This is a genomic window from Sulfuriflexus sp. (assembly GCF_032250955.1).
In the GTDB taxonomy this organism is placed as follows: domain Bacteria; phylum Pseudomonadota; class Gammaproteobacteria; order AKS1; family AKS1; genus Sulfuriflexus.
In genome coordinates, this window is the sequence record NZ_JAVVES010000109.1 from 1 (window position 1) to 4,941 (window position 4,941).

Sequence of the window (4,941 nt, forward strand, 5' to 3'; positions counted from 1 at the left end):
TCGGATACACATTCATCACACACCCTGATACGCTGATAGCTAAACAGCCTATCGAGAGAGATACAAGGTCGGATTAGAACGCATGGAATGCGTTCGTAATCCGACGTGAACGCTATAAAATTCACTCCAAGCCAAAGGAATGGCCATGCAATATCGACGACTTTTCACCCCCGGCGGGTGCTATTTCTTCACCCTCGTCACCGCGCAACGCCAACCTGTCTTCTGTGACAAAGCGGCAGTAAAGGCCTTGTATGAGGCCTTCAGCCACGTCAGGACAAAATACCCCTTCAAGGTAGACGCTTTCGTGCTCTTGCCCGATCATCTACATTGTATCTGGACACTGCCGTCGGATGACCATGACTTTGCCACGCGCTGGAGGCTGATCAAGACATGGTTTACGAAGCATTATGAATCAGATCTATATTCTGGGAAAAGCCCCTGGCAACCACGTTACTGGGAGCATTTGTTACGCAATGACCTCGATTATCAACACCATCTCGACTATATCCACTACAACCCGGTGAAACACGGCTACGTGCAAAGGCCGTTAGATTGGCCGCATTCAAGTTTCCAGCGATATTTTTTATCCGGTATATACCCGAAAGATTGGGGAAGTAATGGCCTGCAATTGCCCGAAGATACAGGTGGTGAATAACGTTCAGCATTCACATGTAGGTCGGATTAGGGCGCATGAAATGCAACTGTAATCCGACGCGGGATTTGACATGGGCACGTCGGATTATGTATGTGGGCATACGGTATACCCGACCTACAAAACCAGAAAAAGCACCCGTAGGTCGAATTAGAGGTGCGGAGCAACTCGTAATCCGACAATAAAATTTAACATGGGCACGTCGGGTTACGTCGTTACCACTCCTAACCCGACCTACAAAAGAGCAAAAAAAAAACGGGGTGCCATAGCACCCCGTCTCTAGACAATAAGATTATTAACTAATCTTAGAAGTCTTTACGGATACCAACTGACCATGCATCACGGTCGTTAGCATTGCCATTGTTGTCGCCATCTGTCTGTGTGTAACCACCGAAGATACGCGTCTGCTTGCTGAACTTGTGGATAACGCCCACTGCCCAGTAATCGTAATCTGCATCTGGATTAGCACCAGTACCATCAACATCGGTGTTACCCCATGAAAGAGTGAAGATGTTGTTGCCGGCCTTGTACTGACCATTCAGCCACAGGATATCAGCATCATTCTGCCCGGCACCAACTGTACCGGCATGATAATCCTGGCCAGTATTATTGTCACCTGGGGTGAAACCAGACGCAGCACGGTCAGCATCCTTGATCACTTCGTACTGACCAGCCAGAGTAATAGCACCAGAGTTCCAACGCAGGCCGACCTTGGTCAGAGTCTCATCGTCCATTGCTGACGGGTTGTTATTACGATTGTGCGCAAAGATTGCATGCCATGGGCCATTCTTGTACTGCAGGGCCAGGCTGTAATCGTTATCGCCATCAACAATGTTTTCGGTTGCATCAGCATTGGTTTCATCAGGAGCAATCGCGAACTGTGCCTGGAAGCCGTTTACGTTTGGTGAGGTGTAGTAGATGGTGTTACGCATAAAGCCATTGTGACCACCGATACCGGTACCACCGGACATACCACCGGCACGACGAGCCTGCAGGTGAGTTGCTGTCCATGGATCCCACTTCACGCCACCGGCGGTCTTGTATGGTGAGTTGAATGAACCAGCGGCCAGTGAACCCCAGGAACTCTTGAGACCAACATGGACATCACGCTGACCAAGAGCACCAGAAACAGATTCAGCAGTACCATTTGTACCACCGCTGCTATTGTCAGCAGGGTCAATACGGAATTCAGCCTTACCGAAGGCAGTCAGGCCGCCGCCCAGCTTTTCGCTGAACTGGATACCGATACGGGACTGGCCAGCGTTGTCGTCAACAGCCTGAACGCTGTCTACGCCAGTAGCATCTGAGTCTTCGACATTGTATTCGACCTGCACACGACCGAAAAGCTTTACATCAGCAGAAGCAAAGGCTGGAGCCAGCATGGCTGCAGACACTGCAATTGCGAGGAATTTCTTGTTCATAGAAGTTTCTCCTAAAAATACTCTTATGGTTATAAGTCAATCGACCATGCAACCATAGCCAAGATTAGGGGTTTGTGCAACAGTTTTTCGTAAAAAAACAACAGGGGTCAAAAGCGTTGTTTTTATACCACCTCGGCGGGTATACCGACGGATTAGCATCGAAAGGCATTCATAATTAACCCTTTATATCAATGGGTTAGATTGAGGTTCTGCCTCGATAACCGCTGGCAACTCTCTGGGCATCGGCCCCACGGCACTGTATATAGATATGCCCTGCCTGGGCTACGACGCCTGCTGGCACGCTTTAGTGTGCAAATCAGCCACCCTCACCCCCGTTCAGCCGGCCCGACAACACCTGTCAGCCAGGCTATTAGCGTTTATACTACTCAACCTGCAAACAACAACACATACACGCCCGGGGGCATTTGGATGATTAGCGAATTAGATAAAGAACTCGAAGTCTTTCTTGATTTCTACCTGAAACAACGTCAAACCCCTCCCGCAGATTATGCCTATGCCGCAAAGCTTGTATCCTCACCCGGGTTTTTTACCGTCAAGGCATTGCAGGAACATTTAAACAACCCCTTGTTAAACCCTGCCTGGGTGAACCTCGTTAAGCAGGGAAAGTCTGTCTCACTCACGTCCTCGGGTATGTTCAAGACCGTGCAAAGCAACCAGCTGCAGTTCATGGACAAACAGTTCATGAACCAGGAGTTACAAAACGGTGCCGCGGTTGTGCTTGAGGGTGTTGATATCCTTGACGCATCAATCAATGCTTTCGTCGCCCGGCTTGAAAACGAGTTGCCATGCTCGCTTTCCAACTGTGTCGCTTTCTTCTCGCAACCCGGTAATGAAGCCTACGAGGGTCATTGTGACTCTGATGATGTGCTGGTAATCCAGCTATCCGGCAAGAAGTTATGGAACATCTATGCACCCCAGCAACGCCGTTATGCAAACACCACGCATCTCAACAGCGAACAAATGGGGCCAAAGATAAAACAGATCACAATGAAGCCCGGCGATGCCCTGTATGTCAGGGCCGGCGTCCCGCACATGTGCCAGACGACAGGTGATCACAGCCTGCACCTGGCCTTCGACCTGGTCGATAGCAGCCCCAGTGTTGAGCAAATCACTACTGAAGCTAACCACATGTATGACCACGCCTGTGAAGAACCCTATGCCTCCACAAAACAGGTCATACAACGATATGCCTCGCTACTACAGTCAGGCGATTTTCAGAATATGCTGGCAACAGCGACAAAGGATCTCAAGAGTGACGCGCAGCAATTTCGTTCATGCATAGGAAGGTCATCGGCCGTTAGCGCACTCTCGAAATACTTCTGACATGGCTGGCTTCAACGAAGTAACGAGGTAACCGCACTATTAAAATCCTTTTTATAGTGATGTGTTTAGAACAATCAGATTAATTCGAGTGGCCAGAGCCCGTTAGGGATCAGAAAATACTTAATAAAGCCTGAAGGGATTTTAAGTACTGAGCCTAATTAAACAACTTCAAGCAACGTATAAATGAGCAACATCAAGCTCTTTGCGATGTTGTTCTGCTTGCCACAGTTCATATTGCGTTTGCTGATTTAACCAACTTTCAGATGATGTATTAAAAGCGATCGATAAACGCACTGCCATTTCAGGGCTTATGCCTGCTTTACCATTAAGAATACTTGAAAGCGTTTTACGACTAATGCCGAGGCCTTTGGCTGCATCAGTGACAGTTAAACCCAATGGCTCTAAACAAAGTTCTTTTATAACCTTGCCCGGATGCGGGGGATTGTGCATTAACATAAACTAACCTCAATGATAGTCTTCATAGTTTACAACTTCAGCATGCTCACCATTAAAACGAAAGGTAACGCGCCAATTACCACTTACACGAACAGACCATATTTTCGCCCTACTTCCCGATAATGGATGCAGAAATAAACCTGGCAAATTCATATCATCCGGCGATGTAGAGACATTCAGGCGACCAAGTATTAATCCAAGTCGATTTGAATGCCTTGCCTGAATACCCGATTTACGGCCTGTTTTAAAAAACAATTCAAGACCTTTATGTTTAAAGTTTTGGATCATTTGCCTAAGTGTACCCTGTGTCGTTACGGGTGTCAATTAGCTCGTATTTAGCTTCTCGACACATCAGAAAACAAAAATTCACCGCCTTTAGCATTAACCGCTTTACGAACGTCCGCTTCTTGTTCACGAGAGCCAATGAAGGCAAGATGCAGATTGGGTAATTGGCCCGCCGAATTATTCAGCGCAGCAATAATGACGTTTGCCGTGAGCTGGCTGTTCGGCCCAGAAACCCCTATGCGAACATCTTGAGACTTCGCGGGCTTCATTGCTTCCACCAGCGCGGCAACCTGGGGTGAGTCGGTTCCGGCACTACTGACCATGGCCGCCGCGAGGCTGGTTGCAATACCCCCGCCGGACGGCACCCACATGAGATGAGACGGCTTGAATTTAAACAACTGCGCGGAAGTGACCGCAGCCTGCCGTGGCGACTGGCTGCCCGATGTAGCACAACCAGCGATGATTAAAACCAGGCTTATAACGACTATTTGTAGATATTTCATACTAACTCCTTTTTAATTGACGTTTCGCACGTCGTTTCCTTGTGGTGTTACTAGAAGAATTTCTAGTAACGTAAATCTGTAGTGTATATTTCAACTTCGTCATTCTCGCGCAGGCGGGAATCCAGAGAACTTTAATTCAGATACTGTCCCCGGAATTGTAGAACAATATGATCTGAAAACCCGCGTCGGATTACGGCATACCATGCCTAATCCGACCTTGTATCTCTCTCGATAGGCTGTTTAGCTATCAGCGTATCAGGGTGTGTGATGAATGTGTATC

6 protein-coding genes are annotated in these 4,941 nt (G+C 48.1%); 2 read left to right on the top strand and 4 right to left on the bottom strand.

The window, feature by feature from the left end:
* Positions 1-145 precede the first annotated feature (145 nt).
* Positions 146-655 (top strand): REP-associated tyrosine transposase, encoded by a 510-nt coding sequence (locus RQ738_RS13120; RefSeq protein ID WP_314165750.1) that lies wholly within the window; start codon positions 146-148, stop codon positions 653-655.
* Positions 656-957: 302 nt separating this feature from the next.
* On the opposite strand, the gene RQ738_RS13125 is transcribed toward RQ738_RS13120, so the two are convergent.
* Positions 958-2,073 carry a porin gene (locus tag RQ738_RS13125; protein WP_314165751.1) on the bottom strand — a complete coding sequence of 372 codons (1,116 nt, stop codon included), beginning with the start codon at positions 2,071-2,073 and terminating at the stop codon, positions 958-960.
* A gap of 429 nt (positions 2,074-2,502) precedes the next feature.
* Between RQ738_RS13125 and RQ738_RS13130 the strand changes: the two genes are divergently transcribed.
* Entirely contained in the window at positions 2,503-3,417 is a 915-nt protein-coding gene (locus RQ738_RS13130; protein ID WP_314165752.1) for a JmjC domain-containing protein, read from the top strand.
* A 168-nt stretch (positions 3,418-3,585) separates the two neighbouring features.
* Here the strand turns inward: RQ738_RS13130 and RQ738_RS13135 are convergent, their stop codons facing one another.
* The 3 genes from RQ738_RS13135 to RQ738_RS13145 are packed head-to-tail and all read right to left on the bottom strand — an operon-like array spanning position 3,586 to position 4,661.
* Positions 3,586-3,873, bottom strand: a complete 288-nt coding sequence (locus tag RQ738_RS13135; RefSeq protein WP_314165754.1) for a HigA family addiction module antitoxin — start codon at positions 3,871-3,873, stop codon at positions 3,586-3,588.
* Positions 3,874-3,882: 9 nt separating this feature from the next.
* Positions 3,883-4,161, bottom strand: a complete 279-nt coding sequence (locus RQ738_RS13140) for a type II toxin-antitoxin system RelE/ParE family toxin (RefSeq protein WP_314165755.1) — start codon at positions 4,159-4,161, stop codon at positions 3,883-3,885.
* Between the two features lie 47 nt (positions 4,162-4,208).
* Positions 4,209-4,661: a hypothetical protein gene (locus RQ738_RS13145; RefSeq protein WP_314165756.1), complete on the bottom strand. Its 453-nt coding sequence runs from the start codon at positions 4,659-4,661 to the stop codon at positions 4,209-4,211.
* Positions 4,662-4,941 lie beyond the last annotated feature (280 nt).